Source organism: Dryocola clanedunensis subsp. sulfonylureivorans, assembly GCF_016756775.1.
GTDB lineage: Bacteria > Pseudomonadota > Gammaproteobacteria > Enterobacterales > Enterobacteriaceae > Dryocola > Dryocola clanedunensis.
Genome location: NZ_JAERMU010000085.1, coordinates 1 through 553, shown reverse-complemented (window position 1 = coordinate 553; position 553 = coordinate 1). Strand labels below are relative to the sequence as shown.

The window sequence follows — 553 nt, the reverse complement described above, 5'->3', positions numbered from 1 at the left end:
GTTCTTCTCACCCATTTTCCAGGTGTAACCACTCTCCACCGACGCCGTGATACCCCGGGATTTGTAGCTTTCTGACGACTGGCCTTTCGACGACACGCCGTTATCAAACCAGTTGTACAACGCCCAGGTGTCAACATAGGCCCCCGTCTTCTCTTCGTTGTCCTGGAACCAGGTGCCGTAGAGGCCCGCGCTGTAGCCGTGGACCGACCCGTCCGCGCTGTATCCCGTGACGTGGTTACGCGTGTTGCTGTTCTGGCTGGCGTAGCCCCCCATCACACCGAGATGGAAACGGTCGTCCCCGTTGCTGCTCCACTGGCCGATATCACCGCCCAGCTGGGCGATGTAACGGTTCGCCTGGGTTTTGTTCTGGTCGCCACCGTCGCTGGAGCGATTGTGGCCGCCCACCTGACGCAGCCACAGGCTGGTCACCTTCCTCTCGCCGGTGAAGGCGTCGACGTAGTGCGTCTCACCCAGACGGTCGTGCAGCGTCATGCTGAACATGTTGTTGGCTGCCGCCAGGTTGCTCGCATAGGCCTTGCCTTCCGGGCGCACG

At 61.5% G+C, this 553-nt stretch carries 1 protein-coding gene; it reads right to left on the bottom strand.

The window, feature by feature from the left end; all coding sequences use genetic code 11:
* On the bottom strand, window positions 1–553 hold a 553-nt coding region (locus HYQ67_RS24530; RefSeq protein ID WP_202308677.1), incomplete at both ends, for an autotransporter outer membrane beta-barrel domain-containing protein.